18 protein-coding genes, 6 tRNA genes and 1 riboswitch are annotated in these 25,568 nt (G+C 52.3%); of the genes, 20 read left to right on the top strand and 4 right to left on the bottom strand.

What is annotated here, in order from left to right; translation table 11 throughout:
- Window positions 1-44: 44 nt before the first annotated feature.
- From AN477_RS20515 to AN477_RS25740, 13 genes are all read left to right on the top strand, one after another.
- Window positions 45-335, top strand: a complete 291-nt coding sequence (locus AN477_RS20515) for an antibiotic biosynthesis monooxygenase family protein (RefSeq protein ID WP_054971052.1) — start codon at window positions 45-47, stop codon at window positions 333-335.
- 276 nt (window positions 336-611) lie between these two features.
- The gene (locus AN477_RS20520) at window positions 612-1,592 is read left to right on the top strand and encodes an aldo/keto reductase (RefSeq protein WP_054971053.1); all 981 of its coding nucleotides are present in this window, start codon (window positions 612-614) and stop codon (window positions 1,590-1,592) included.
- A 225-nt stretch (window positions 1,593-1,817) separates the two neighbouring features.
- Window positions 1,818-2,843: an NADH:flavin oxidoreductase/NADH oxidase gene (locus AN477_RS20525; protein ID WP_054971054.1), complete on the top strand. Its 1,026-nt coding sequence runs from the start codon at window positions 1,818-1,820 to the stop codon at window positions 2,841-2,843.
- Window positions 2,844-3,512: 669 nt separating this feature from the next.
- Entirely contained in the window at window positions 3,513-4,232 is a 720-nt protein-coding gene (locus AN477_RS20530) for a 3-ketoacyl-ACP reductase (protein WP_054971055.1), read from the top strand.
- A 645-nt stretch (window positions 4,233-4,877) separates the two neighbouring features.
- Entirely contained in the window at window positions 4,878-6,563 is a 1,686-nt protein-coding gene (locus tag AN477_RS20535) for a M14 family metallopeptidase (RefSeq protein WP_054971056.1), read from the top strand.
- 477 nt (window positions 6,564-7,040) lie between these two features.
- Window positions 7,041-8,087 (top strand): ABC transporter ATP-binding protein, encoded by a 1,047-nt coding sequence (locus tag AN477_RS20540; RefSeq protein ID WP_054971057.1) that lies wholly within the window; start codon window positions 7,041-7,043, stop codon window positions 8,085-8,087.
- Window positions 8,088-8,090: 3 nt separating this feature from the next.
- A complete protein-coding gene (locus tag AN477_RS20545; RefSeq protein WP_054971058.1) occupies window positions 8,091-9,101 on the top strand; it encodes an ABC transporter ATP-binding protein in 1,011 nt (336 codons plus the stop codon).
- Between the two features lie 215 nt (window positions 9,102-9,316).
- Window positions 9,317-11,095 (top strand): peptide ABC transporter substrate-binding protein, encoded by a 1,779-nt coding sequence (locus tag AN477_RS20550; protein WP_054971059.1) that lies wholly within the window; start codon window positions 9,317-9,319, stop codon window positions 11,093-11,095.
- 84 nt (window positions 11,096-11,179) lie between these two features.
- Window positions 11,180-12,067 carry an ABC transporter permease gene (locus AN477_RS20555; RefSeq protein ID WP_157062097.1) on the top strand — a complete coding sequence of 296 codons (888 nt, stop codon included), beginning with the start codon at window positions 11,180-11,182 and terminating at the stop codon, window positions 12,065-12,067.
- 51 nt (window positions 12,068-12,118) lie between these two features.
- Complete coding sequence (locus tag AN477_RS20560; protein ID WP_054971061.1) at window positions 12,119-13,072, top strand: ABC transporter permease; 954 nt, start codon at window positions 12,119-12,121, stop codon at window positions 13,070-13,072.
- Window positions 13,073-13,273: 201 nt separating this feature from the next.
- Entirely contained in the window at window positions 13,274-14,878 is a 1,605-nt protein-coding gene (locus AN477_RS20565; RefSeq protein ID WP_054971074.1) for a peptide chain release factor 3, read from the top strand.
- A gap of 412 nt (window positions 14,879-15,290) precedes the next feature.
- On the top strand, window positions 15,291-16,892 hold the full coding sequence (locus AN477_RS20575) for an APC family permease (protein ID WP_054971063.1): 1,602 nt from the start codon (window positions 15,291-15,293) through the stop codon (window positions 16,890-16,892).
- Between the two features lie 231 nt (window positions 16,893-17,123).
- Window positions 17,124-17,249, top strand: coding sequence for a hypothetical protein (locus AN477_RS25740; protein WP_281176395.1), 126 nt, complete (start codon window positions 17,124-17,126; stop codon window positions 17,247-17,249).
- A gap of 257 nt (window positions 17,250-17,506) precedes the next feature.
- On the opposite strand, the gene AN477_RS20580 is transcribed toward AN477_RS25740, so the two are convergent.
- Both AN477_RS20580 and AN477_RS20585 read right to left on the bottom strand, forming a co-directional pair.
- Window positions 17,507-18,448 (bottom strand): NlpC/P60 family protein, encoded by a 942-nt coding sequence (locus AN477_RS20580; protein WP_054971064.1) that lies wholly within the window; start codon window positions 18,446-18,448, stop codon window positions 17,507-17,509.
- A 3-nt stretch (window positions 18,449-18,451) separates the two neighbouring features.
- A riboswitch (cyclic di-AMP (ydaO/yuaA leader) is annotated at window positions 18,452-18,578 on the bottom strand.
- Window positions 18,579-18,707: 129 nt separating this feature from the next.
- On the bottom strand, window positions 18,708-20,771 hold the full coding sequence (locus tag AN477_RS20585) for a S9 family peptidase (RefSeq protein ID WP_054971065.1): 2,064 nt from the start codon (window positions 20,769-20,771) through the stop codon (window positions 18,708-18,710).
- A gap of 334 nt (window positions 20,772-21,105) precedes the next feature.
- On the opposite strand from AN477_RS20585, the gene AN477_RS20590 reads away from it, so the two are divergent.
- Complete coding sequence (locus AN477_RS20590) at window positions 21,106-22,830, top strand: NAD-dependent malic enzyme (protein ID WP_054971066.1); 1,725 nt, start codon at window positions 21,106-21,108, stop codon at window positions 22,828-22,830.
- On the opposite strand, the gene AN477_RS20595 is transcribed toward AN477_RS20590, so the two are convergent.
- A complete protein-coding gene (locus AN477_RS20595; protein ID WP_054971067.1) occupies window positions 22,749-23,873 on the bottom strand; it encodes an alpha/beta hydrolase family protein in 1,125 nt (374 codons plus the stop codon). The genes AN477_RS20590 and AN477_RS20595 overlap by 82 nt on opposite strands.
- 130 nt (window positions 23,874-24,003) lie before the next feature.
- Window positions 24,004-24,216 carry a TolB-like translocation protein gene (locus tag AN477_RS20600; protein WP_054971068.1) on the bottom strand — a complete coding sequence of 71 codons (213 nt, stop codon included), beginning with the start codon at window positions 24,214-24,216 and terminating at the stop codon, window positions 24,004-24,006.
- Window positions 24,217-24,617: 401 nt separating this feature from the next.
- Here AN477_RS20600 and AN477_RS20605 point away from each other — a divergent pair.
- The 6 genes from AN477_RS20605 (at window position 24,618) to AN477_RS20630 (ending at window position 25,147) form a co-directional block, all read left to right on the top strand.
- Window positions 24,618-24,692, top strand: a tRNA-Glu gene (locus tag AN477_RS20605).
- Window positions 24,693-24,747: 55 nt separating this feature from the next.
- A tRNA-Gln gene (locus AN477_RS20610) sits at window positions 24,748-24,821 on the top strand.
- 1 nt (window position 24,822) lies between these two features.
- Window positions 24,823-24,897: transfer RNA gene (locus tag AN477_RS20615), tRNA-Glu, on the top strand.
- 5 nt (window positions 24,898-24,902) lie between these two features.
- Window positions 24,903-24,975: transfer RNA gene (locus AN477_RS20620), tRNA-Lys, on the top strand.
- Window positions 24,976-24,987: 12 nt separating this feature from the next.
- Window positions 24,988-25,064 (top strand) — tRNA-Asp (locus AN477_RS20625).
- Between the two features lie 6 nt (window positions 25,065-25,070).
- Window positions 25,071-25,147 (top strand) — tRNA-Ile (locus AN477_RS20630).
- Window positions 25,148-25,568 lie beyond the last annotated feature (421 nt).

The following is a 25,568-nucleotide window of genomic DNA, read 5'->3' on the forward strand; positions in this document are numbered from 1 at the left end:
ACTGCTGCTGTCAGCGAGTTTGGGAAATCGAAGGAGGAGATTGAATGTTTATCGCAGTAAACACTATCAACGTACCGGCTCAGGCGAGAGGGCACATGGTTGACGCATTTAAGCGCAACGCTCCAAGTTTGAGAGAAATGAAAGGCTTTGCGGGGTTTGAGATTTGGACGGAAGAAGACGGCAAGTTGCTGGCGGTCTCGAAGTGGGACACCAAAGAAGACTTCGATGCTTACATCAGCAGTGATATGTTCCGGGCACACCACGGTGGCGCAGGCAGCAGTCAAATGGGCGGGCAGGCACAAGTTACGTATTACAACGGTGAGACACTGCTGTAAGATTGGCGAAATGCTCGATGCAAGGCGTGCCTTCTGGCACGCCTTTTCCGACTTTCGGAGTTCAGTTGGAAGTTGCAAGGTTGCCGCTTGGAAGTTGCCGCTTGGAAGTTGCCGCTTGGAAGTTGCCGCTTGGAAGTTGCAAATTGTGGACTTGCAAATTGTGGACTTGCAAATTTGAGGTTGGGCCATTTGGCTGTAAAATAGAAGGGATCGGGTGAAATCCGATTGTGACTGCTATTCGCGGCCAGAACAATGGAATCGGAAGAGGGGATTATGGTGGAGTACGTAAAACTTGGGAACACAGGTATGGACGTATCTCGCATTTGCTTGGGTTGCATGAGCTACGGGGTGCCCGAGCGCGGCAACCATCAGTGGGTGCTGGACGAAGAGCAGAGCCGCCCGTTTATTCGCAGAGCCCTCGACCTCGGGATCAACTTTTTCGACACCGCCAACGTATACTCGGACGGAACAAGTGAAGAGATTGTTGGCCGAGCACTTCGGGAGTACGCGAATCGTGACGAGATTGTGGTTGCCACTAAGGTCAATGGCAGAATGCACAGCGGCCCGAATGGTGCTGGATTGTCGCGAAAGGCGATTATGGCCGAGATTGATAATAGTTTGATGCGTCTTGGCATGGACTATGTTGACTTGTATCAAATTCACCGTTGGGATTACAATACACCAATTGAAGAAACCATGGAGGCCCTGCACGATGTAGTTAAGGCCGGCAAGGCAAGGTACATAGGAGCGTCTTCCATGTACGCTTGGCAGTTTTTAAAAGCCCTCAATGTCGCGGAGAAACACGGATGGACACGCTTTGTTACCATGCAAAATTACTTGAACCTGTTATACCGCGAAGAAGAGCGGGAGATGCTCCCTCTGTGCGAGGAAGAGAAAATCGGACTTATTCCATGGAGTCCGTTGGCACGCGGCCGCTTGACAAGAGATTGGGACGAGCAAACGGCAAGGTCAGAAACCGATGAGTTCGGCAAGAGCCTGTACAGGGAGACCGCTGAGGCCGATAAGAAGGTTGTGGAGCGCGTTGCTGAAGTGGCTGCAAAACGAGGGGTATCGAGGGCTCAGGTCGCACTGGCTTGGGTGTTGCAGAAGAAACCAGTGAGCGCACCGATCATTGGCGCTACAAAGATGCACCACTTGGAAGACGCGGTGGCGGCTGTATCGCTGCAACTGACCCCCGAGGAAATTCAGGCCCTCGAGGAACCGTATGTGCCGCACCAGGTGATGGGCTTCCGATAACCGGATCGGACAAGGTATGCGTGTAACGGGTCAGCGGGAACAGTGCGCTCGGCGGGGCTGCGGGAGCGTCCCGGGACTTGGGTCGGCGCGAACATCGTCAGCAACGGATCGTAGGAAGCGTTCCACGAATCGGATCGGCAGAAAGTACCGTGCATCTCCGAGCGCAGGGAGCTATCGCTGGAGTGTGAGAAAGATAGAGCACGAAAATTGAGGGAGTGGAATCACATGACACACTTATTTTCGCCGTATGAGATCAAGGGCTTAAAGTTAAAAAACCGCGTTGTGATGGCACCGATGTGTCAGTACTCAGTGACTGCCAAGGACGGGATCCCCAATGACTGGCACTTCACCCACTACACAAGCCGTGCCGTTGGGGGAGCGGGGCTGATTATCACAGAAATGACGGATGTGGAGCCGGACGGTCGGATCACGGATTACGATCTGGGTATCTGGTCCGACGATCAGGTTCCCGCCTTCGCTCGGATTGTTGAGGCCTGCCACGGTTACGGGGCAAAGGTTGGAATTCAGATTGCTCATGCAGGGCGTAAGGCGGAGGATGCTGCTGTCCCAGTGGCGCCGTCGGCCATTCGGTTTGAAGGCTCGCAGTACAAAGAACCCAAGGAACTCACTACAGATGAGGTTAAACGGATCGTCGAGAGTTTTGCGGCGGGAACACGGCGTGCTGTGAAAGCGGGCGTGGATACACTTGAGATTCACGGTGCGCACGGGTATCTCGTACACCAGTTCCAGTCTCCTTATACAAACCATCGGACAGACGAATACGGACAGGACCTCGCGAGGTTTGGCGTCGAAGTCGTTCAAGCGGTGAAGTCGGAGATGCCGAGTGATATGCCGCTTCTGATGCGCGTATCGGCAGTGGAATACGTGGACGGCGGGTATGGGCTGGAGCATATCATCGAGATCGCGAGAAAATACCATGGCGCAGGTGTGGACATGTTCCACGTGAGCTCCGGCGGCGAAGGCAGACCTGGTGCACAACGCCCTGGAAATTACCCAGGATACCAGGTGCCGTTTGCGCGCGCTATTAAGTCTGAGCTCGACATCCCCGTGATTGCGGTTGGTATGTTGGAGGACCCTCAGCTAGCAGAGTCTGTGCTCGGGAATGGGGATGCAGATCTGATTGCGATTGCGAGGGGTCTCCTGCGCGATCCGTATTGGACCATCCACGCTGCCCAGGCACTTGGCGTAAAACTGGAGGATATCCCGAAACAGTACGCCCGTGCTTTTTAAGCGAGGTGCCGTGGGCGGGTGCAATGTGGCGAATGGAATGTGGCGAATGGAATGTGGCGAATAAGTCGGTCGTAGCGACTAAGCCGCGTGATTTTGTGGAGTTAAGTCGGTTACGCCGACTTAGCGTGCGTGTTTTTCGGAGTTTAGTCGGTGAAACCGACTAAACGCACCGAACACATGGCGCCACGTGGCGAATAAGTCGGCGGCAGCGACTAAGCCGTGTGATTTTGTGGAATTAAGTCGGTTACGCCGACTTAGCGTGCGTGTTTTTCGGAGTTTAGTCGGTGAAACCGACTAAACGCACCGAACACATGGCGCCACGTGGCGAATAAGTCGGTCGTAGCGACTAAGCCGCGTGATTTTGTTGAGTTAGGTCGGTTACGCCGACTTAGCGTGCGGATTTTTCGGAGTTTAGTCGGTGAAACCGACTAAACGCACCGAACATCATGTGCCACGTGGCGAATAAGTCGGTCGTAGCGACTAAGCTGCGTGATTTTGTTAAGTTAAGTCGGTCACAGCGACTAAGCCGCATGATTTTCCATGGGTAGTCAGGGGTTAGAGGTCAGTGTGAAGTGGGGCCCTGTTAACGGTACGGGTTAAAGTGTACCGTACTGGGCCCCGATAGTTGTGCATGAAGGAAAACCCAAATTCATCTGAGGTGATCACAACATGAGTCTACAAGGTCAAGTGGCTCTGATTACAGGAGCAGGTAAAGGTATCGGCAAGGCAGTTGCAAAGCGACTGGCGGCGGAGGGTGTGCACGTCGGTCTGCTCGCCCGCACGGAGGGTGACTTAAAGGCAGTCCAATCAGAGATTTCAGGATCTCATGACGTACGTACCGCCTATGCGACGGCGGACGTATCCAGTCGATCCGATGTCGAAGCAGCCGTAGCGAAACTCAAGCAGGAACTCGGCCCTGTCGATATCCTGATTAACAACGCAGGGATCGCCGCGTTTGGATCGGTGATGGAGATGGATCCTGAAGAGTGGGAGCGCATTGTCCGGGTGAACCTGTTTGGTACCTATTACGTGACAAGAGCAGTTCTACCAGACATGATGGAGCGAAAAAAAGGAGCGATCATCAATGTGAGCTCGACGGCCGGATTGCGCGGTTCAGCCACAACGTCTGCGTACTCCGCATCGAAATTCGCCGTCCAAGGCTTCACTGAGTCGTTGATGCAGGAAGCACGAAAATTCAACATTCGTGTGACCGCGCTCACCCTGAGCACCGTGAACACGGAGCTCGCTGCCAATGTCGGCCTGAAGATCGGTGATGAAGACAGGATGTTGCAGCCGGAGGATGTCGCGGAACTGGTACATGGCATGTTGTCACTCCACCCGCGGGCATTCATCAACCAGGCTGGGCTCTGGACGACGAACCCGCAATAAGGTTTTGGGAGCCGCCCCTTTTGGCGGCTCCCCACCTTTTTTGGCTATGACCCCCGTGACCCCGCGACCCCATACCCCAACAGCGAACTTTCCTTCCCTTGTTGCTGATTTTGAACCTGCCCTTGGGCCAACAGAGGACAAATTTTCCTTTGTATCCGGATGCCACTACCCATTCACTCCATTTTCGTCGGATAACACACCTTTTTTCCTCTCTTTGCACGTCTCGACATAGAAATCAGCAGATAGGGGAAGTTCTGGGCTTTATACTGCACGACGTGGAGGGGTAAGCTCAGGTAGGCTGGCTCGTGCCAAACAGACCTATAGTTTGGCCAGCCAGATAGGAAGGGTGATTTCGATGGGGAGATCGTCATCGAATCATGAGCGCCTCCTAAGCTATAAGCAGGGGATTTTCGTATATAGGAGAACAAATATAAGGGCAACAGAAGTAAGGAACGCGCGGTCTCCCGCGCGTACAGAAAATAGAGACAACAGTGGCAAACAAACAGCTCAGAGTGAAGAGCTCAGAGTGAAGAGCTCAGAGTGAAGAGCTCAGAGTGAAGAGCTCAGAGTGAAGAAGCTCAGAGTGAAGAAGCTCAGAGTGAAGAGCTCAGAAAGCCAGGATGAAATGGGAGGCTATGCTAGACGATGACCGCAAAATACTACACCTATCAAGAAATGTGGGACGAGTTACATAGGCTTGAAGAGCAGTACCCTGACTTCGTTCAGGTTGAGGTAATCGGCAAGAGCAGGCAAGGGCGTGATATCGCTGGTGTAACCCTGACGAACCGAAAGACGGGTGATCCGTCTGGGAAGTCTGCCGTATTTGTCGATGCAAACATCCACGCAGGGGAGGTCTCCGGCAATGCGGTCGCTATGTACTGGATGGACTGGTGTCTGAGCAGCTACGGAAAAGACCCGGAAGCCACTGAACTGCTCGATGCGCACACGGCGTACGTGGTACCGCGGATCGCTGTTGACGGTGCCGAGCTGTACATGACAACGCCGGCGCGTTTTCGCTCCAGCCCGCACACATACCCGTATTCCGAAGCACCTGAAGGTTTCATCCAAGACGATGTCAATGGTGACGGCCATATTCTGCAGATGAGGGTTCCTGCGGAGGATGGAGGATTTGTCATCGACGACGTGGACCCGCGTGTGATGAGGCCTCGCCGACCAGGCGAAATCGGCGGCACCTATTACCACGTGTTTCCAGAGGGCCGCATTGACCGGCTGTCTCAAACCGGATCCCTGCCAGCGTACGCGAAAGCTCGAGATGCGAGACGTACGGGGATGGACTTTAACCGGAATTTTCCGATCCGATGGGCTGGCGAATCAGGCCAACCGGGAGCAGGACCGTTCCCACTGTCAGAACCGGAGCTTCGGAGCCTGGCCGAGTTTATCCTTGCACATCCGAACATTGCAGCCTACGTGGCACTCCATACAACAGGTGGCGTGATTCTGCGCCAGCCGTCGACGGGTGATGATACCATTTTGTCGCCAACCGATCGCAATTTGTTTACCCGCGTCGCGGAGATGGGGGCGAAAGCGAGTGGTTACCACACCGGATCGAACTACAAAATCTTCGCGACTGGACACGAGAAAATCCTGATGCCAGGGGCTGCCGATGACTGGATGTACGATCACTTTGGCGTGCTCAGCTTTACACTGGAGATCTGGGACTTGAGCAAGCGCGCGGGGGCACACGGGTACGGCGAAATCGGCATGCGCCGGATGATGGAATTGACGCCGGAGCAAGATACCGAAGATGAGCGCAAGATCTACGCTTGGGCTGACAAGGAAGTTGGGGCGAAGGGCGTCTTCCCCTGGACCGTGTTTGAGCACCCTGACTTCGGTACGGTTGAAATTGGCGGGCTCGATCCGAAGTTTGTCCTGCAAAACCCGCCACACCACATGATTGAAGAAGAGTGTCGCAACGTAGGTGCGTTCCTGACCAAGCTTGGTCTATCTACGGCGAAACTCTTTATTCCGTCGATTTCTGTCGTCGAAGAGGGAGAAGGATTGTATCGGATTGTGGCAGAAGTCAGCAACGCCGGCTTCCTCCCGACGTCAAGCACTGACAAAGGGAAGAGTCTGCTGCTTGAAGGGATCCGTGCTTTCGTCGAAGGTGATGTCGAGGTTGTGGCAGGTGAATCACCGACTCCGATTGGACACTTGTCTGGTTATGGGAGCCAGAGTAGTTGGACGCCGCCGAAGAACCAGCGTGCCTATGCCGAGTGGGTGGTACGTGGTGAGAAGGGAACGCAGGTCACTGTAAAATTCTCTGGTCCACGCGCTGGATCTGTGTCTCAAACCGTATCACTCCAAGGCTGAGCAGCCGCACAGAAGCACGCCAAACTGTTTGGCGGCAAAAGTGGCTCCACACCGTCGCAAACTAACAAGTCCTAACTTAGGCTTCTAAACTCCAAACTCCAACCATACAGGGCTGCCGACGGCAGCCCTCTTTGTCGCTTCGCATGTCGCTTCGCATGTCGCTTCGCATGTCGCTTCGCATGTCGCGCGCTTCACGAAGTTTAATAGTGTTTACACGTGCAAAACCAACACTCATGGTTTTTTCAGAGACTTTATCACCAAGCTATTGTTTACATTCTCGGGATAGATTAGAATTTGCTTAAAAATTTGAATGATCACCAATCTATTTGTTAAGTTAGTTGTTGTAGGAATTTATGGACCTTTCTTTGAGTTTTGTTTATGGAGTAACTCAGAAAACGTAGAGCCCCGTTCCACACCAATTGGTATGGATGAAAATTGCAGTAAACATCATGGCTAGAGGGAGAGGGGGTTCGAAGGTTGGCGAGCGTACTCGATGTACAGTCCTTATCTGTGGAGTTCCAAGTAAATGGTCGCTACCTTCCAGCTGTAACCAACGTTTCACTAACCATTGAACAAGGAGAAACGCTCGGTTTGGTAGGGGAGTCTGGTTGTGGAAAGAGCGTGACTTCTCTTGCGATAACTCGCCTGCTATCAAAAACGGCGCGTGTGAATGGCAAAGTCTTGTTTTCAGGGCCAGACCCTGCACAACGGAATCCTGTACCGTCATCAGGCCCAGAAGAGGTTTCGGCGAGAAACGTTCGTGAACGCGAATTGTTGACGGTTCGGGATAAAGATATGCAAGACATTCGCGGTAACGAGATCAGTATGATTTTTCAGGAGCCAATGACTTCACTCAATCCGGTCTATAAGATTGGAAGCCAAATTTCAGAGACGCTGTTGCTGCATCAGAATATCAGTCCGAGGCAGGCTTTTTCGCAGTCTCTCGAGATGTTGAAAAAAGTCGGTATTTCACGGCCAGAGCAAATTATGCATCAATACCCGCATCAATTGTCCGGCGGGATGCGGCAACGTGTGATGATTGCAATCGCTATGGCATGCAACCCTAGGCTTTTGATCGCTGATGAGCCCACGACTGCCCTCGACGTCACCATCCAAGCTCAGATACTCGAGCTGATGAAAGGGATTACTCGAGACTTCGGCACATCGCTCTTGCTGATTACGCACGATCTCGGTGTGGTGGCTGAGATGTGCAACCGTGTCGCTGTCATGTATGCTGGCGAAATTGTGGAGCAGGGATCGGTTGATGAGGTTTTCTTCAACGCGAAGCACCCTTATACCGTCGGGCTTATGAATGCGATTCCAAAATTTGACGCCACATCAAAAGAACGGCTGCAGCCGATTGAGGGAAATGTCCCATCCATTGCGCGAATGCCGAAAGGTTGTCGATTTGCACCTCGTTGTCCCCATGTGATGAAGCAGTGTGTAGAACAGCATCCTGACCTGTTTGAGGTCGAGAACGGGCATCAGTCACGTTGCTGGTTAAGCGTTGAGGGGGAGGCGTAGGCAATGGCTTCAGTCTTACTGGAAGTTGAAGAACTCAAGAAATACTTCCCGTCCGGAGGCGGTTTTCTGGAGCGCAGCACAGGCTCTGTCAGGGCTGTCGACGGTATTTCACTCAAGGTCTACGAAGGGGAGACTCTCGGGATCGTGGGTGAATCAGGATGCGGAAAGTCGACGCTCGGTCGGAGTATTCTGCGACTCATAGAGCCGACAAGCGGTCGTGTCACCTTCCATGGTACTGACATCCTTAAGCTCCGTAAATCGGCGATGCGGGACATGCGGAAAGAAATGCAAATCGTTTTCCAAGATCCCTACGCTTCGCTGAATCCTCGCTACACTATTTCTCAAACGCTGATGGAACCGATGGAAATCCATCAATTGTACAACCATGCTTCACGCAAACAACGGGTCCAGTCGATTCTGGAACGTGTCGGACTCGATCCGAGTTACGCTAGTCGGTTTCCACACGAGTTTTCCGGCGGGCAGCGGCAGCGGATCGGTATTGCCAGGGCGTTAGTGTTGAATCCCAAGTTAATTATTCTCGACGAGCCTGTTGCCGCTTTGGATGTCTCGGTTCAATCACAGGTCATCAATCTGCTCGAAGACCTTCAGGCCGATTTCGGACTGACTTACATCTTTGTCGCACACGACTTGTCGGTCGTCAAACACATCAGTAACCGAGTACTTGTCATGTATCTCGGAAAGATGGCGGAACTTGCTTCATCTGATGACCTGTTTTTCCGGCCGCTCCATCCCTATACACGGGCATTGCTGTCCGCGGTACCCATCCCAAATCCGAGAGTCAAACGCGAACGGATCATCCTGTCAGGTGATATTCCAAGCCCTGTCAATCCGCCGTCTGGATGCGTCTTTCACACAAGGTGTCCCATCGCTAAAGACGTATGTCGTCAGCAGGTGCCAGAGTGGCGGGAGCTTCGACGCGAGCATTTCGTAGCGTGTCACTTCGCGGAGGATGTCGATGTAGAGACGAACTCGTTGCCGCTCGGCAGGAGATAAGCGGCATGACCTCAGTGATACCGTCTCTGCCTTACAGGAGCGGTGAAAGGGGGGATGTCCCTAGTCAGGCTGTCACAAATGCTGCAAGGCATCGCAGACCCATTTGATACCTCGCAGCAACAGCGTTCAAACATGGGATACTGGCACATCAATGTTTCACTGAATTTGCTTGTTATTTAAACTGAATTCAAGGGAAAAAGGAGGGGGTTAATGTCATGAAGTTAAAAAAATCAGCACTAACTGCGATAGCAATGGCTGCAGGCACAACGATGCTAGTGGCAGGCTGTGGTTCGGCAGCCCCTGCCAACAACAGCACAGGAAACACCTCAAGCAACACAACGAGCAACTCGACCGGTAACCAGAGCTCTCAAGCGCCGACACCAGGAGGTACCATCAACCTTGCGTTGCCTCCGCAGACGAATCTCAACTGGTTCTTGCCCTTGATGAACGCCGCATCTGACAGCGTCTACAATTCACAGATTGTCGACCAGCTGTATAAGCCGCTCATCTGGGTCAACAACGACTACACCATCAACTGGCAGTCTTCGATTGCAAACAAGATCACGTATAACAAGGCTGGCACGGTCTATCACGTCTTCCTTAATCCCAAATGGAAGTGGTCAGATGGACAGCCAGTCACATCGAAAGACGTGTTATTTACCTGGAACGTCATTAAAGCGGCTTCCGCACAGAATGCACCTTCGCCGTGGCCGTTTGTCGGCGCAGGAACAGGTGACATCCCGAACGGCATTCAGAGCGTTGTGCCAACCAGCCCGACTGAGGTCACTATTACGCTGAAAAAGCCAGCCAACCAACAGTGGTTCATCTACAACGGTATCATTCAGCTCACACCGATGCCCGCGCACGCTTGGGATGTTAAATCAAACATTACGAGTGAAATTAAATACCTCGGTGCCAACGCGACAAACCTTATGTTTGATAAAGTGGTCGACGGACCTTTTGAACCCGTCAGTGCAACATCATCCCAATCTTGGGTGATCAAGCCGAATCCAAGTTACGCTGGTCATAAGAGTGTTGTGAATCAGATTGTATTTACCTATGAAGGCTCAACTGCTTCAGAACTTGCCGCGCTGAAATCGGGATCCCTGAATGTTGGATATCTCGATCAGTCTCAGCTCGGTGAAAAAGGATCATTGACATCCCAGGGGGACAAAATTACACCAGGATATCCTTTCGGGATTTTCTGGACAGAGATGAATATGTGGCCGGGCTCGCCAACGAAGAGCATTTTTGACCAGTTATACGTTCGACAGGCATTGCAGATGGGCCTCGATAACCAGTCGGCGGCGCAAGATATCTATAAAGGATACGCTGTCCCACTGTTTGGCCCAATTCCACCCGTGCCGAAGACGCAGTTTTTGGATCCAAATCTTCAGAATCCATATCCATTCAATATCAATAAAGGCAAGCAACTTCTCGAATCCCATGGTTGGAAAGAAGTCAACGGTGTGATGACCAAAGGAAACCAGAAGCTGCAGTTCACTATGATGTACGCCACAGGCAGCACCAGTTCTACTGATGCGGCTGAGCTGATGAAACAGGACTGGGCCCAAGAGGGTGTTGACGTGACTCTGAAAGGCGTGCCATTCAGCACGTTTATCAGTGTGACGAGCAACCCGAAAGACACCAGTTGGGGTCTTGCAACGGGCACAGGATGGGATTACAACGGTCCAGGATTCTATCCGACAGGTGGACAATTGTTTGCATCGAATGCACCTTCCGGTACGGGTTTCTCCGATCCGAAGGAGGACTCCCTCATCCAGGCCACACACGTTCCGTACGCAACTCAACAGCAGACCATGCAGCACTTCTTTGCCTATGAAGATTACACAGCCAAGGTATTGCCGTTCCTGTGGGGTCTCAACGTTGCCGGTTTATCTGTGACAGCGCCAACTGTACATGACGTTAACAAATACTCCGACCCAGCAACGGCATTCCCCCAAATGCAGTACTGGTGGGTCTCGTCAAACTAAGAGCAAAACAAAATCCTCCGTTTCGATATCATCTGACGGCATTCGGGGCGTAGACACCATGCGCCCCGAATGAAAGGAGATACCATGATTATCAACCCTTCGTTCATGGAAGAGATGCACATAGAGGGTCAGACAGACATACGTCCCGGATTCATGAAACGATTCTGGAGGGCGAGAACAACCAAGCTTGGGGTTGTACTGCTGGCAGCGCTTGTCTTGTTCTCTTTTGTGGGGCCGCTCATTTATCGCCATAGCGCGACATTGCCTCACGTGTTGAATACCGTGTCCGGACCAACTGCTAAGTTCCCGATGGGGACAGACAGTCTCGGACATAATGTTTTGTCTCAGTTAATGGTTGGCGGCCAGTCATCACTTGAAGTGGGCTTTGCGTCAGCACTCGTGTCGATGATTTTCGGCACCATCTATGGGATGGTAGCTGGGATCGCCGGAGGATGGACTGATACGGTTATGATGCGCATTGTGGACATCATCCTTGCGATTCCAAGTATCTTCATCCTCTTGTTTTTGAACGCAGTGTTTAAACCGAATCTCCTTCTGATGATTTTCGTTCTAGCCTCGACAGCCTGGCTTGGCGTGAGTCGACTCGTCAGGGCTGAGGTGCTCAGTATTAAAAACATGCTGTACGTTGAGGCAGCAAACGCCCTTGGAGCGAACATCTGGCGGGTCATGGCCCGGTATATGTTGCCGAACTTCCTCGGAACCGTCGTTGTGGCATCCACACTTGGCATCGCGGATTCCATTCTTGCCATGGCTGGTCTGAGTTTTCTTGGTCTCGGTTTGCCACCCCCGGCACCGAACTGGGGCGGTATGCTTGCAGACGGGATGAATTACATGTTTCAGAACGCATGGTGGCTGGTCTATCCTGCAGGACTCTGCATTCTACTATCACAAGTATCGATTAACCTTGTTGGGGATGGTCTTCGGGATGCGTTGGAAACGCGCGAGAGGTAATACTTGTGAATCCACATCTGCACGCACCACCGACCGAAGGAGGGTCACGGCATGCTGAAATATGTTATTCGGCGCATTCTCGAGGCCATTCCTACGCTGCTTGGGGTGACCATCATCAGTTTTATACTGATCCACATTGTACCAGGGAACCCCGTTCGCGTCCTGCTTGGCCACCATTACACAGCTGAGCGTGCAGCAGCCCTGTCACGATCACTCGGACTGAATAAACCGGTTTGGGAACAGTACTTCATTTGGCTGGGACATATCCTGGTAGGAAATTTCGGTTACTCGTATGTTTACAACAAACCTGTCGTACAAATGATTCTTCAGGCATTGCCGCATACCTTGGCGATTGTTGTAGTGGCCGTTCTCGCAGCACACCTTTTTGCGGTGTTCCTTGGTTCCGTTCAAGCCTACTTTCAGGACACGGTGTTCGATCAGGTTGTTACCGTCATCAACTATTTTCTGTACTCGATGCCGTCGTTTTGGCTGGGTCTTTTGCTCGTCATTTTCTTTGCCATCGATATTCGGTGGTTTCCATCGGGGCAAATTATTAACGTAAACGACCCGCACCCAGGATTTTTAGATTGGCTGCACCATCTGATCTTGCCGGTAGCTTCACTGTTTCTCATCTCTGTGGCTGGTTGGGCACGATACATGCGATCATCAATGCGGGAGGCCTTACTCCAAGATTACGTGCGTACGGCACGTATGAAAGGGGCTAAAGAATTTCGGGTCGTTTTTGTGCACGCACTGAGAAACTCCGTGTTGCCGCTGGTTACCATGCTTGGCCTATCACTGCCGGGAATGGTGGCAGGTGCGTTGTTCGTCGAAGAGATCTTTAACTACCCTGGTATGGGACTGTTGTATTGGAACTCCATTACAAACCTGGATTATCCAATTATCATGGCCGTTACAGTGTTTCTGGGAATCGTGACCGTCCTCGGAAACCTGCTTGCTGATATCCTGTACGGTATTATTGATCCACGAATCCGGTACCGATGACCGATTTTCTGACGTAGGGTGAGGTGTACCAGATCGCGATGCAATCCGATTTTTGCAACGAGGCAAGTGCTGCGGGCCATCTCTGCCTCACCAGAGATAGGAGAATGAGCCCAAAATTGCGACAGCCTCGTTGCCGGTTGCTCAAACGTGGTACACTCATTGTTGTGACGTCATCAGATCGTACAGGAGTGGCATGCGTTGTTGAATGAACCAAGCAAGGAATACGGACTACGGGAAGGCGTGGGACATGAACCGCGGCGAACGTTCGCTATTATTTCTCATCCTGACGCCGGTAAGACAACCTTAACGGAAAAACTGTTATTGTTCGGCGGCGCCATCCGCGAAGCGGGGGCTGTCAAAGGTAAAAAAGCTCGACGGCACGCGACATCTGACTGGATGGAGATTGAGAAACAGAGAGGGATCTCGGTCACCTCGACGGTCCTCCAGTTTTCTTATAAAAATCGTCGAATCAATATTCTCGATACCCCTGGACATGAGGATTTCAGTGAAGATACCTACCGCACGCTGACAGCCGCTGACAGCGCAGTCATGCTGATTGACGCTGCCAAAGGTGTTGAGCCTCAGACCATCAAATTGTTTGAGGTCTGTGCGATGCGTGGAATCCCCATCTTCACTTTCATCAACAAGTTAGACCGAGAAGGCAAAGAGCCCTTGGCCTTGTTGGAGGAGATTGAGGAAGTTCTCGGGATTCGATCTTGTCCGATGAACTGGCCGATTGGAATGGGCCAAGGTTTTCTCGGTATCTACAACCGATCCGACAACCGCTTCGAACGCTTCACAGGCCGCGGCGAAGAAATGAAGAGCATCCAAGCGGATGATATCGAAAGCGAACAATTGCGCGCCGAGCTTGGTGACGAACTGCATGATAAGTTGCAGGAGGAAGTCATGCTGCTCGATATCGCCGGCGATCCGTTCGATGCGGAACTGGTCGCCCAGGGCAAGTTGACACCCGTGTTCTTTGGTAGCGCGATCGCCAATTTTGGAGTGGAGACTTTCCTGAACCAGTTTATCGAACTCGCTCCGCCTCCTGGTCCTCGCAAGACGGACGAGGGGTTGGTTGAGCCAACGGACGATGCATTCTCAGGGTTCGTCTTTAAAATCCAGGCCAATATGAATCCGGCACACCGTGACAGAGTAGCCTTCATTCGGATGTGCTCAGGGAAATTTGAGCGCGGGATGAACGTGACCCATGTCCGGACCGGCAAAAAAATCAGTTTGGCCCAGCCTCAGCAGTTCTTTGGTCAGGGGCGGGAGATCATCGACGAGGCCTTCCCGGGAGATATCATCGGGATCTTCGATCCAGGCAGTTTCAGGATCGGTGATACGTTATGCGAGACGGGACGGTTCAACTTTGAGAAGCTGCCGCAGTTTTCTCCGGAGCACTTTGCTCGCGTGTATGTGAAAAACACGTTGAAATACAAACAGTTTCATAAAGGTCTTGAGCAGTTGGCTGAAGAAGGCGCAATTCAAGTCTATCGCCAAGTAAACCGCACGGAAGACATGGTCCTTGGCGCCGTCGGGCAACTCCAGTTTGAGGTCTTCCAATATCGGATGAAGGCGGAGTACGGGGCGGAAGTCGAGTTAACGTACTTGCCATACTCAATTGCACGTTGGATTGAAACGTCGGACGATCTCGATAAGTTGAATTACGACCGCTACTCGAACCTTGTGGTCAGAGACCAAGACGATCATCTGGTGATGTTGTTCCCGAACGAGTTCGCCACACGGTGGGTGGTTGAGAAGAATCCGAACGTCGTGTTACACACGACTTCATTCGGATTGTAATCATTCTGCTTCAGGCACCTGATGCACGCTGATGCACGCTGATGCACCCGGCACCCGGCAAACCGGCAAACCGGCAAACCGGCAAACCGGCAAACCGGCAAACCGGCAAACCGGCAAACCGGCAAACCGGGCGTCCGGAACGCACAAGGGGCAACGTAACTACAGGAAACGAACGAGCAGGTCACCGGTACACGGCATCCTTTGGGGGTGCCGTTTTTTATATGGTTTATAAGTCAGCGGTGTAATGCGACGATGATTGGACATTGTGTCGTTTTCTTGACTTAACAGCCCCATGTAAAGCGCTTGCCACTCCTTACCGCTGGAACAGGTTCGAGTTCCTACGCTATAATACGACTTGTGTCTCCAAGAACGTTCATAGAAAACATAGACTCCAAACGAAGGAGAGATGTCGGTGAAAGAACTTCAGCGCAAAATGGGCACCTTTGGGTTAACAATGACCGGCGTCGGGTCTATTATTGGTTCGGGTTGGCTGTTTGGAGCCTGGAAAGCAGCGAAAGTTGCCGGACCCGCTGCACTTGTTGCATGGGTCATTGGTATGTGTGCCATCATGTTGATTGGTCTTGTCTATGCGGAACTCGGCGGAACTTTTCCGGAGTCAGGCGGTGCAGTCCGCTACGCGCAGTATTCCCATGGCTCATTAGCCGGCTTTATCGCCGGGTGGGCGAACTGGGTAGCAATCGTCTCAGTTATTCCGATTGAAGCGGAAGCTTCGATGCAATATATGAGTTCGTGGCCTGTCAGCTGGGCGCATGTGATTTACAACGGATCAACCTTAACACCGGTTGGTATCGCAGGGTCCGCAGTTCTCGTGCTAGTGTATTTCTTGCTGAACTATTGGACCGTGCAACTGTTTTCTCGTGTAAACTCCTTTATCACTATTTTTAAGTTGATTATTCCAGCTGTAACAGCGATTGGTTTAATCGTGGCAGGATTTCACTCCAGCAACTTCACGCGCACGGGAGGATTTGTACCGAATGGCTGGTCAAGCGTTCTGACTGCCATTGCAACCTCCGGAATTATCTTCGCTTTCAACGGTTTCCAGAGCCCGGTGAACTTTGCGGGTGAGGCAAAGAACCCGAGTCGCACTGTGCCGCGTGCGGTCGTTGGATCAATTTTGATTTCCGGCGTCATTTACCTCCTTCTGCAAACTGGCTTCATTGGTGCCGTGAAGCCAAGCATGCTTTCCGGCGGTTGGAGCGGGATCAGCTTGAAGTCGCCGTTTGCGGATCTTGCAATGGCACTCGGCCTGAATTGGCTGGCGATAGTCTTGTTTGCAGACGCGTTTATCTCACCATCGGGTACAGGCATTACTTATACTGCGACAACATCCCGAATGGTATTCGGCATGACAGAGAACGGTTGGTTCCCGAAGATTTTTGGTACGATACACCCGTTTTACAAGGTTCCGCGTCGTGCGATGTGGCTGAACCTCGCAATTGCGTACGTGTTCCTGGTCTTGTTCCGCGGTTGGGGAACCCTTGCAGGGGTGATCTCGGTAGCTACACTGATTTCCTACGTCACAGGTCCAGTTGCGGCTGTGTCGTTGCGTAAAACAGCGGGATCGCTCGACAGTGCACTGCGTGTCAAAGGTATGAAATGGATTGCTCCCGCAGCATTTATGCTCGCATCGCTGATTTTGTACTGGGCTAAGTGGCCGCTTACGGGACAAGTCCTGTTTGTGATGGTTGTTGGCTTGCCAATCTTCCTCTATTACCAGGCTAAGGACGGCTGGAAGGACTTTGGTCGCCACGTGAAGTCAGGCCTTTGGCTGGTTGTGTACCTGGTGTTTATGATGGCTGCGTCGTACTTCGGTAGTACCAAGTTTGGCGGCATCGGTGTGTTGCCGTATGGTGTAGACATGATTGTTGTCGCTGTTGGGTCGCTGGTGTTCTACGCTTGGGGCATTCGAAGCGGGTTGCGCACCTCAGATGTACAGGCTGTGCAAAACCGTGTATCCGCAAAGGTGGATGTCAATCCTTCGATTGGCGACTAATGCAACAGCGCGTAACTGGCTGTCTGGCTGTCGAATCTACCTGGAGTACCCGGTCAATGAACCGACCTGGAGTACCTGGTTATCAAACCTAACTGCTTGGACGGACAATAAGATTCGGAGAGCCCGCACAACGTGCGGGCTTTCTTATGTTAATTGCGAGATGAGCGCGGTGGCTGAGGTGTGCGCGCCGGCTGGATTTAGCGGAACTGAGTTCCTCTGTGGGGGCGGGGTATGCTAGACGGGCTGGATTTAGCGGAACTGAGTTCCTCTGTGGGGGCGGGGTATGCTAGACGGGCTGGATTTAGCGGAACTGAGTTCCTCTGTGGGTGCGAGGGGTACGTGACGGCTCGGATTTAGCGGAACTGAGTTCCTCTGTACGGGCGATGTGTGCGTGACGGCCGGATTTAGCGGAACTGAGTTCCTCTGTAGGGGCGATGTGTGCGTGACGGGTCGGATTTAGCGGAACTGAGTTCCTCTGTGGCCCCCACCCACCAGAGCCGCAACCAACAGAGCCCCATCCTCAGCTCCACTTATTCATACGTGAGCTGTAGATTGGGGCTGTAGATTGGGGCTCTAGATTACGACGAACTTAGTTGTCGGATAAACCCTGGTTTTTACAAGCCGGGGTTCGTTGCTCTGTCAAAGCGCGAGCCCCAGTAGTATGGGTCGCTCAAGCTCCGGATTTGAACACCTCTGGATGTCGTTGACGAGATGAACTCGCCGTTTCCAACATAGATGCCAACGTGTGAGAACGCCGAGCCGTCGGTGTTGAAGAACACAAGATCGCCAGCCTGAAGGCTGGGCTTGTTGATCATAGAACCAACCTGAGCTTGTGCTTCTGAAGTTCGCGGCAGAGATACGCCGCAGTGGTTGAATACGTACTGGACAAAGCCAGAGCAATCAAATCCATTTGGTGTTGTTCCACCCCATACGTATGGTGTTCCAATCAACTGCTTGGCGTAATTGACGATTTCCTGGCCGAGAGAGGTTATGTTTACGGAGCGTTGAACAGGTGGACGCGCGTTTAATTGAACGTCCAGGTTGCCTATAGCGGGAGCTGTGTTGCCGGTGTAAAACTGCCAGACGGTGCCGGTCCAATCGGAGTGGATGTTTAAACGATTTAAGACCTGCATGACGTACCAGGCCGGCATGTATGTAGTCGAGGTGCCTGATGAAGGGTCCGTTGCAACAAGGTCATCTATCTTCTGCACGAGTGATCCATTGATGGTGATAGAGTTTGAGCCGTTTCCTGCCTGGACATTCGTCAGGTTTGGAGCACTTGAAGTCGTTAAGCTCCACGTACCGTTTTGCCAGGTGCTGTGAATGTTTAGTTGATCGAGGGCTTGCATGAGGTACCAGATTGGTAGGTATGTCGTATTGTCCTGTACAAAACCGTAAGGTTTGTTCACTACTTGCTGATTATAGATAATAGCTTTTTGACTGAAAGTGGATGGATTTACTGTGGTACTAGCTAACGCAGAAGAGGGAGTCATGAGAATAGCAGCGCTAGCACTGATTGCACCAGCACACAGAGAAATAAGACTTTTCTTGTTCAAGCTGATAACTCCTTCAGCGTCCTACGAGGTTAGTTGTCGGGTTCGGTTGAAGGATTTCCCTACGCAGCGATATGCCGCGATTCACCCCAGAAAAGAATCCCCCGCTCTTGCGATTCGGACTGGATTTTTGTTATTTATGTCGAATTATACTAACGACATACACTTCTATCAACCCACATTTTTTTACAAGTTGCGACCATAGATTACTCACAGACAACCAGGGGACCCAGAGGCCCCCTGGTTGTGCACGAGTGGACGATTATTTCAGGTCATCTTCCGTTATGCCGATTTTGTCGAGCATGAAGGACAGTTGCGTTGCCAGCTCTTTGATCCGGTTCACACGACCCGACGCACCGAAGTGTCCTGCGCCCATGTTGGTCTTCAGCAGCAAGGTGTTCGTGTCCGTCTTCATCGCACGTAAACGAGCGACCCACTTGGCAGGCTCGAAGTAACCTACGCGAGGATCGTTCAACCCTGTAGTGACCAGCATGTGCGGATATGCCTTTGCCTCGACGTTGTCGTACGGGCTGTACGACTTCATGTAGGCGTAATACGTCGGGTCGTTCGGATTGCCCCACTCATCCCATTCGAGGGTGGTGAGCGGGATGGACTCATCCAGCATCGTTGTCACCACGTCCACAAAAGGTACGGCTGGCATCATGACTTGAAACAAGTCTCCGGCAAGGTTTGCTACGGCACCCATCAACAGGCCGCCGGCACTCCCGCCTTGGGCGGCGAGTTTTGACGACGTGGTATAGCCCCTTGCAATCAGGTCTTCCGCCGCTGCAACGAAATCTGTAAAGGTATTTCTCTTGTTGAGGAACTTGCCATCTTCGTACCAACTATGTCCCATTTCCGATCCGCCACGGACTTGCGCCGTCACCATAACCACGCCCGCGTCAAGAAGGGGCAGACGCATCGGATCGAAGTGAGGATCACTGTTGGCCCCGTATGATCCGTATCCATAAAGAACGAGCGGTGCCGGACCATTGTCGAGACTGCCAACGCGGTAGACAGTGAACAGTGGTACCTTCACGCCATCTCTCGCTGTTGCCCACAAACGCTCCTGACGGTATTGACTGACGTCGTACGCACCAGGGACGGGTGAGACCTGCAAACAGGTCTGTTCCTCTGTCAACAAGTTAACCCCGAAAGTCGTCTTCGGCGTCAATGTAGATTCATATTGAATGAGAACCTCAGTCGTCGTGTAGCTCCGGTTTTCGCCAATGGAGACCGTGTACAACGGTTCCTCCCAGACCAGCTTTTTGAGATGGCCGTTCCGGTACACCCAGACCTCGGTAAGGCCCCCTTCGCGTCCGGACAGCAGTACAGCATCTTGAAACGGATACAGACCCTGCAGATAACGGTTACTGTCGTATGGGAAGACTTCTTGCCTTGCACTGACGCTGGTGTCGTCGGTGGGGCAATGGAGGAGCGTAAAATTGGACGCCCCTTCGTTGGTCAGGATCAAGAACGCGTTGCCGTGGTGTTCGACTTCGTATTGGACCCCGACTCGACGTGCATCAAACAATTGAAACGATCCCATTGGTTCTTCGGCATTGAGATAGCGAACTTCGCTCGTTTCCTTATTTTCAGACTGGGCGAAGAGGTATTTGCCACTTCGGGACTTAGCAAGCCCGAGAGTATAGGTGATGTCCGTCTCCTCGTAAAGGAGAACGTCATCGCCCGTCTCCCCAACGGCATGCCGCCACAACTGATAAGGCCGCTGTGTGTCGTCCACAGTCACGTAAAACAGGTGACTCCCCGTGGCGTCCCACTCCAGACTACCGCCGATAAACACATTGTCGATCCGGTCCGCAAGCAACTCCCCGGTCGTCAGGTCCTTTATGTACGCGGTGTAGCGATCCGTTCCATCACGGTTCTCAAGGTATGCCAGACGAGTGCCGTCCGGGCTCACGCGTTGAACAGTGACACTTAGATACCCGCCGTCTTCTGCCAGCGCATTGAGGTCCAGCACGATTTCTTCAGCGACACTGTCCAGTTCCGCCCTCTTTGACGTCTTTTTTCTTGCGTAGACAGGGTACTGCAGGTCTTTTTCAAGTCGGGTGTAGTAGAAATACGAACCTGACTGAACAGGGACTTTTGTTTCTGCTTCCGGGATCCGGTCTACCATTTTCTCGAAGAGACGGTTTGACAGGGGTTCAAGCGCTTTCATGGTTTCCTCGTAATACTGATTTTCTGCCTCCAAATACGCGATGACCTCGGGGTTCATCTTGTTGTTGAGCCAGTAGTATTCGTCCTGACGGACGTCCCCGTGGATCTCCAGGGTATGAGGAATTTTCTTCGCCTTCGGTGCCTCCATGGTGTGAAATCCTCCTTTACTCTGAACGTACCTATAATCTTAACTCTGAATCCTAACTGTAAACCTAACTGTAAACCTAACTGTAAACCTTAACTCTAGACCTTAACCTAGTAGAACTTCGCGAATAAAAGCTCGAGTCCTTCTGACACGAAGTTGTTGAATTCGACGCATGAGATTCGGATCCACGCATACGGTTTGGTGTTAATGTGGACTCGACACCAAGTACACTTCAATTGTTTCTGCGAAGCGGCTCAGCTCAGGGGATGACCTGCAGCTACTGAGGGTATCTGCTCGTCTAGTACCGGGGACATTGTGAGTGGAAGGAGACTTCGTAATGCGCAGATGGTGTGTTTCTGGGAGCGGAGAAGTAGAGACCAGTTTGCGGGGGGCGGAGCTGTTAAAGTCACCATTGGTGAATAAAGGCACCGCGTTTACCCTTGAGGAGCGACAAGCACTCGGACTCAAAGGACTATTACCCCCGAAGGTACTGACGATTGACGAGCAGGCCAGGCGAGCATACGAGCAGTACTCAGCGCAACAAAATGACTTGTTCAAGCATGTGTACCTCATGGCCCTGCGTGACCGCAATGAAGTTTTGTTTTATCGCTTGATAACGGAGCACCTCTCAGAAATGGTGCCAATCATTTATACACCGACTGTCGGCACGGCCATTCAACGATACAGCCATGAGTACCAGCGTTCGCGGGGCGTCTATCTTTCCATTGATGATCCCGATGGCATCGAAGAAGCCTTTCACAACTTCGAGGCAGATTCGGACGATATCGATCTGATTGTCGCCACTGACGGGGAGCGGATCCTCGGTATCGGCGATTGGGGCGTTGGCGGCATTGAGATCTCCAATGGCAAGCTCGCTGTGTACATCGCCGCTGCAGGAATCGAGCCGAATCGGGTGATTCCTGTCGTACTCGATGCAGGCACCAACAATGAACGTTTATTAAATGACCCGCTCTACATCGGCAACCGCCACTCGCGCGTTCGCGGTGAGCGGTACGATGCGTTCATTGATGCATATGTTAAAACCGCCTCGAGAATGTTCCCAAATGCGCTTCTCCACTGGGAAGATTTTGCAATCCCTAACGCTCGCCCGATTCTGGACAAATACCGGCACGAGGTTCGGACCTTCAATGATGACATTCAAGGGACTGGTGCTGTGTCTCTGGCTGTGGTTCTTGCGGCGGTCCGTGCATCGCGGATTCCCTTAAGAGATCATCGGATTGTGATTTTCGGGGCGGGATCGGCAGGGATCGGGATCGCGGAGCAGATCAGAGATGCACTCGCTCGGCAGGGTATGTCCCTGAATGAGGCGAATCGTCGGTTTTGGCTGGTTGATCGGCCTGGATTGTTAATGGAGAAGACGGAAGGGCTTCGTGACTTTCAAAAGCCGTTTACGCGTGATGCAGCAGAAGCCGCAGAGTGGAAACGAACCGGTGCAGGCGACTCTATCGGATTGCTTGACGTTATCCGTGAAGTTCATCCGACGATTTTGATTGGTACGTCGACTGTGGCTGGTGCGTTTACAGAGAAAATTGTACGGGAGATGGCTGAACACGTAGAACGACCTGTGATTTTGCCGATGTCCAATCCCACGTCTTCGTCGGAAGCCAGACCCGCTGACATCATTGCATGGACAGATGGAAGAGCTCTCGTAGCCGCGGGCAGCCCGTTTGAACCTGTTTGCTACAAGGGCGTCAAGTACGTGATTGGTCAGGCGAATAACGCCTTTGTTTTCCCGGGTATCGGCTTAGGCACCATCGTTGCAAAAGCTGACCGTGTCACCGATGGAATGCTGGAGGCGGCGGCGTATGCCGTGGCGAACATGGTAGACGTTACGAAGCGAGGTGCATCGCTCTTACCATCCATTGAGGACTTGCGGGCTGTCTCGGCTACCGTTGCAGTGGAAGTTGCCAAGGCTGCTGCCCGTGATGGGGCCGCGGGCATGGAACATGAGGACATCATTCAGGCCGTGCAGGATGCCATGTGGCAGCCCGTGTACCATCCGGTTCGCCCAAAACCTCCGTGCATGCCGGAAAGGCAGTAAAGAACCTGTGGGCGGCCCCTGACTTCAGAGACCTCCCACAGGTGTTTCAGGATTGCTTCAGGAGACCTGTAGCGTATTTTCTGTCCCCTGCAACCGTCTCTCGAGAAAGTCTGCCATCTGCGGTCGCGCCAGAGGTCGTGGTCGGATACCGGATCGCCCATTTGTTGCCGTAAGTAATATTGAAAATGCGGCATGTCTTCCTCGTACAGCTTGTGCTGATCCGTGATACCGACATATGCGATAGCCGCTTCGAAGAGTTCCGGTCGCTTGGTCGCCGCGATGTACGTCATGTAACCACCGTACGATACGCCGTAGATGGACATCCGCTCTTTGTCAATGAAATCTAGCTCGGCCAAGTATTCTGCCCCGGCGGCGACCTCATCCAGGTCCTTGCCGCCCCAGTCCTTGATGCAGGCGTCTCGCCCGGTCACGCCGTAGCCTGTGGAGTCTCTGGGATTTGGCATTAAGACAGCAAAGCCGCGGCTGACGAGCAACTGTGCAAAAGAATCGAAGGCCTGAAACCACTGCGAAGTCGGACCGCCGTGGATGTATAAAAGGGCAGGCAACTTGTCACCTGGTTGAATGTCATGCGGAAGCCAGAGAATGGCTGGGACCATACTCCCATCTGCCGACGGGTAACGGATGTGTCGTGCTTCGACAAAGAGAGAGGGGTCGATGGAGCCGTAGTCAGCAGGGAGAAGGATCTCGTAAGTGTCGGACGCGAGATCGTAGAGAATGAGTTCCGCGCGTCGATTTGATGCTGTCAGATTGATGATGAGTTTGGCGTCATTTTCAACAAAGGCTAAGACCTGTGCCAGACCGGCCGGCAATTTCAGAGTACGTGCGTCACCGGATTTAGTCTGATACAGGACAGGTTTAAGCGTGGCATCCACGTTCTGAACCGTAAATAACCAGTCCCCGCTGTCACTGAATCGACCGGGGTGTTCTTCGACGCCCTCTGCACCAAGCCACTGAACCGCTCCTGTTTCAATGGTAAGGATCCCGGCTCGAGATACACCGCTGACGTCTGATGAGACGAGCATCTGCTCCCCGGACGGATGCCATGCGCCAAAACTATCCCGCGAGTCGCTCGAGGTGCTGAAGACCTTTCGCGCAGCAGAGCCATTCTTGTCAACGAGATAACCGTCCGAATTGCGCAGGTTGTTCGTATTTTCATTGCTTGAAAAACCCAGCCATCACGCAAGTTGGGGCTTCGCCGTCCGTGAGCTGTACAACCTCCCGAGATGCTAAATAGAGCACGTAGAGTTCAATCCGTCCTGTTCGATTGCTGAAAAAAGCGACTTTGTCTCGATTCCATGAGACTTCAAATGTCATGTTGTCTGGGAGACTTGCGAGCACGCGAATGGGCAATGGCTGACGATTCAATCAAAGCACTCCTTTACGCAGGGAGTAAGGTGATTGATTTGTTGCATAGGGCCTGTTTCCACCAATTGTAATGCGCGGTTCTCCAAGAAGAAAGCGCATTCTGTTGAAATATACAATACGGGCTAAATGATTCGGAACAGGCGAAATGATCAGGCGTAAATGCATGCGGTGCAAGGCAGGAATGGCGATATACCAGGTGATTGGAGACCGCGACAAGTGACGACGAAACCCTGGGGAAACAGTTCAAAGTCAGGGCGAGGAGACAGGACTAGTCCTACGTCTTTCTGAACCGGGTATCTTATCTATTTTGGAGAAACATTTCGACTGTTTGATTGGGGCTTGATCAAACGATAGGTTCCGTGTTACTCTACTTCTCGCGCCACTAAGCGCAAATGAAAAATGGCCCCATGGTCAAGCGGTTAAGACACCGCCCTTTCACGGCGGTAACAGGGGTTCGAATCCCCTTGGGGTCACCAGATTCAAATATATGAACGGCTAACATTCATGTAATGTATGGATGCTGTTCATGATTGCCGAATGGTGTAATGGTAGCACGACTGACTCTGACTCAGTTAGTCTAGGTTCGAGTCCTAGTTCGGCAGCCACGGCCTTATCGTCTAATGGTTAGGACGCCGCCCTCTCACGGCGGTAATCGGGGTTCGAATCCCCGTAAGGTCACCAAGTATGGGTCATTAGCTCAATTGGCAGAGCATCCGACTCTTAATCGGCAGGTTGAAGGTTCGATTCCTTCATGACCCATCAATATTCAATGGAGCTGTGGTGTAGAGGCCTAACATGCCTGCCTGTCACGCAGGAGACCGCGGGTTCGAATCCCGTCAGCTCCGCCATATCGAGGGCCTATAGCTCAGCTGGCTAGAGCGCACGACTGATAATCGTGAGGTCAGAGGTTCAAGTCCTCTTAGGCCCACCAGCAAGTTTATAAATTGCTTGCATGAAGACCGGAAAAACAGGTGATTCTTCACAAGTGTAAGTCATGTGCTGGGGCGTACGCCTTAGGCACATAGTGGATCCGATAAATCGTATCCGCTAAAGCGCTTCCATCACTTGTCGAACCGGAAAAAATTGCCCTTGCCATCGCGTGACGGCTCGTGGTAATCTGTTTCTCACCGCTTTAAGAGCGGTGGTGAAGAAACAAGTTGATTCGAGTCCAACTTAAGTTTGAAAGAACGTGAGTGTGAACCGGATTAGCGAAGAGAAGTTGGTACCTTGAAAACTAAACACACGCAGAGAGTGAAACGTACAGATTCGAAGTGAGCATCTTCGGCAACGAAGAGAGCAAACTTCTCAACTTTGAGAGTTTGATCCTGGCTCAGGACGAACGCTGGCGGCGT

The organism is Paenalicyclobacillus ferrooxydans (genome assembly GCF_001399675.1).
In the GTDB taxonomy this organism is placed as follows: Bacteria; Bacillota; Bacilli; order Alicyclobacillales; family Alicyclobacillaceae; genus Alicyclobacillus_B; species Alicyclobacillus_B ferrooxydans.